Origin of the sequence: Dehalobacter sp., from assembly GCF_030063005.1 — a bacterium.
GTDB classification, from domain to species: domain Bacteria; phylum Bacillota; class Desulfitobacteriia; order Desulfitobacteriales; family Syntrophobotulaceae; genus Dehalobacter; species Dehalobacter restrictus.
Genome location: NZ_JAPDHR010000051.1, coordinates 1 through 3,396, shown reverse-complemented (window position 1 = coordinate 3,396; position 3,396 = coordinate 1). Strand labels below are relative to the sequence as shown.

At 42.7% G+C, this 3,396-nt stretch carries 2 protein-coding genes and 2 pseudogenes; 3 read left to right on the top strand and 1 reads right to left on the bottom strand.

The genetic code is table 11. From position 1 onward, the window contains the following. Nucleotides 1–244 precede the first annotated feature (244 nt). The 3 genes and pseudogenes from OKX56_RS12565 (at nucleotide 245) to OKX56_RS12555 (ending at nucleotide 3,081) form a co-directional block, all read left to right on the top strand. Complete coding sequence (locus OKX56_RS12565; RefSeq protein WP_015043289.1) at nucleotides 245–931, top strand: recombinase zinc ribbon domain-containing protein; 687 nt, start codon at nucleotides 245–247, stop codon at nucleotides 929–931. Between the two features lie 490 nt (nucleotides 932–1,421). After that, nucleotides 1,422–2,632, top strand: a pseudogene (locus OKX56_RS12560) (IS110 family RNA-guided transposase). Between the two features lie 224 nt (nucleotides 2,633–2,856). Further along, nucleotides 2,857–3,081 (top strand): hypothetical protein, encoded by a 225-nt coding sequence (locus tag OKX56_RS12555; RefSeq protein WP_034378708.1) that lies wholly within the window; start codon nucleotides 2,857–2,859, stop codon nucleotides 3,079–3,081. 21 nt (nucleotides 3,082–3,102) lie between these two features. Here the strand turns inward: OKX56_RS12555 and OKX56_RS12550 are convergent. After that, a pseudogene (locus OKX56_RS12550) lies at nucleotides 3,103–3,282 on the bottom strand (vitamin B12 dependent-methionine synthase activation domain-containing protein); the annotation flags it as partial. Between the last annotated feature and the right edge of the window lie 114 nt (nucleotides 3,283–3,396).

The following is a 3,396-nucleotide window of genomic DNA, read 5'->3' as shown; positions in this document are numbered from 1 at the left end:
ATGCTCAAGCTAACAACATATCTGATGATGATTTTAGGATAATGGTTAACAATGCTCTTTGCGATCTTCTTGGAGTGGATGAGCCTGATTTAATGTAGCTCACGTCTGAATCTGTTTGACGCTTACTTTAGAATATGCAAAGGAATGAATTTTTGTTTATGTTATAGATCTGCGATGTTTCACACGGCATTTATTATCTATAATTGCCTGTATTGTTGCAGTTGCGATCTAAAGTACCACAGAGGTGCTGCCGTTTAAGCGACAGAGAGACAAGGGTCAGCTTCCTCAATACCTTATTGAGGACAACCATGAACCCATTATCTCACATGAACAGGCGGAGGCGATCAGGGAAATCTTTGAATACCGCAGAAAGCAGATGGGGATGGACGATTCGGAGAAATACCAAAGCCGGTACGCCTTCAGCAGCAAAATCTTATGCGGAGAATGCGGCGGTATATTCCGAAGGCAGAAAATTTACATAGGCAAGCCTTATGAGAAAATTCAATGGTGCTGCCGCCAGCACATTTTGGACAACACCAAATGTAGCCAAAAGGCAATCCGAGAGGATGACGTTCAATGGGCTTTCGGCATGATGTGGGGCAAGCTCAAAAGCAATTATACCGAAATCCTCACTCCCCTGCTGGAAGTGCTCAAAAAGCTTCGAATGGACGAGCAGCAGGAGCAGGAAATCGGGGACTGCAGTAACAGAATCATGGAGCTTACAGAGCAGGGTCATATACTCAGTAGATTGGTATCGAAGGGGTATATCGACCCTGCAGTATTTATAGAGCGGCTAAACACCCTGAATGTAGAGCTTGCCGCTATAAAAAAGAAAAGAAGCCAGCTTCTGGATAATAACGGCTTCGACCGAGAGATCGTCGGAACAGAGCAGCTGCTGGAACTGATCAGAAACAATGGGGCTGTCTCATAATGATGTCAAAGGACATTCATGAAAAGACAGCTTCTTTTCACTTTCAAGCAAAAATAGGAGAGTAAAATCAACAGAAGTAATTGCTGATTTTACTCTCAACTTGTTTTTAGGAACACCAAAAAGAGGATTCTTTGAATCGTTCTAATAATTTCTTTATTAAGGGGCCCGCAGATCTACGCAACCTCTATTTCATGCAATAGACTGCCACATCTATAATTTTGTATTTTAAGGTGGCCATGTTTTCTCGACGTATCAGACCCCCATGCCGCTTTGCGGCACCACTGATGAATAAAAATTTTGTCCATACTACTACTATGGCTGGCGAAGGTAGGTCGAACTTTCTTGGTGTCGCGAGCCCGCGTATCAGACGGACCACAACGACCCGGTGCATCGCAGATTGTTGCTCCCTCGGGAAGCACGCAGGGCAGAATAACCCCTATTGGTTGTTGCACCTGCCTTAAACAAAACCAGTCTAAGGAGAAGCTATGGTATGGAAGTCTTACATGAACGTTGTTGCGGGTTGGATGTGCATAAAAAGAGTATCACAGCCTGCATCATCACGAAAGGAGATTCGAACATTTGCAACAATGACTCGGAATCTGATCGAACTTGTGGACTGGATCAAAAGCAGCCGCTGTTCCCATGTCGCGATGGAGAGCACAGGTGACTACTGGAAACCCATTTATAACCTATTAGAACCGGAGAACCTTCATCCAATGGTGTCAATGCGCAGCATATAAAAGCGGTGCCGGGACGTAAAACAGATGTTAAAGGTGCCGAATGGATTGCGCGGATACTACGTCATGGTCTAGTTCAAGGAAGTTATATACCGGACCGGGAGCAAAGAGAATTGAAAGAGATCGTCCGCTACCGACGAAGCATCATCGAAGAAAGAACTCGGGAAGTAAATCGCCTCCAAAAGGTATTAGAGGGAGGTAACATTAAACTTTCCTCTGTGGCTTCGAATGTCTTAGGTGTCTCTGGACGAAATATGCTGGAAGCCATGATCAATGGAGAGAGAGACACTTCTATTTTGGCAGATTCTGCTCTCAAGAAGCTGAAGGACAAAAAAGAACATTTGAAACTTGCTCTTGAAGGACGACTCGAAGCGCATCAACTGCATATGATGGAGAAACAATTAGCGCATATCGATTACCTCAATGAACTGATTAGCGAGTTGGACGAAGAAATCGAGAAACGTATGACTCCTTTTACGGAAGAACTAAAGATATTGGATTCCATACCTGGAGTTGGAAGACGAACCGCTGAACAGATAATAGCGGAAGTTGGCACAGATATGTCTCGCTTCCCTACGCCTGGACACTTATGTTCATGGGCAGGGATGACTCCAGGTCATGATGAAAGCGCAGGGAAAAAAAAGTCCACTAAGACGCGTAAAGGAAACAAGAAGCTAAGAAGTGCCCTAACTGAAGCAGCAAAAGCGGCTTCTCGTCAGAAAAACACCTACTTATCAGCTCAATACCATCGTGTCGCCGCTCGACGAGGAAAGAATAAGGCGGCGATAGCTGTAGGACATACAATACTATCCCTAGTACATATCTTGTTAACGCGAAACAAGAATATGTGGATTTAGGATTTAACTATTTTGACGAACGCAAGAAGGACATCTTGGTTAGGAATTCGATCAAAAGACTAGAGTCCTTTGGTTTATTAGTGAGTGTTCAAGAACAAACGGCATAAAAGTCATCAATAAAAACTATAGGAACATTGAAAAATAGCCCTGGTAACTTTGTTTCTTGAGTTGGAAAGTTCTAATATTTATCCTTTTGAAACGGTAACCTTGGGTGTAGTTTAGTGTTGTCTAATTCCTAAAGCGAACATTTAGCCCAACTTTTGTAATTTTCAGGGCAGAAAGTATAAGTTTTGGGGTACCCCTTTACTTGCAAATTTGGTATGAAGGAGTTATGGAAAATAACATTTTGAGACAGATTTTTTTTGATAAAGAGAGACACTGGGATAGATTTGCCGAGAAGTACGAAGATCGTATAAGAGCAATTGTTGTTAAAGAGGTCGAGAAGTTTCGTAATTGCGGCAATCCTAAAAATGTAACTCGTAGTTCCTTTTCAAGTTCGCGTTCTGCTATTAGCAGTGGAGGAAAAAATGTAGGAGCCTTTGCGGATATTAGGTAGTAAATTACCGCCTCCATTTTCTTATTTATACGCCAAAATCGTAGTTAACATCTTCTCAATCTCTTTAAGCTCTTTATTGTTGCGCTTTGCGTAATCATCCACTTGAGCCTTATCAATTCTGTGAATATCAAAATATTTTGCCACTTCAGAGGCGAAGTACAGCCCGCACACACTAGCAACAGGATCCATCATATAAAGTCCCATTCCTTTCGCTGTGCTCAAGGCACAAAAATTTAATGAAAGTTCCCCCTGTGGTATAATTTAATAGGATAAGCAGATACACTACAGAGCACGGGGAGGTGAGTGGTGTAGGGT

What these genes read in the sequence shown, in the direction of transcription:
- OKX56_RS12555 (WP_034378708.1), top strand. Translation starts at nt 2,857, where the DNA reads ATGGAAAATAACATTTTGAGACAGATTTTTTTTGATAAAGAGAGACAC.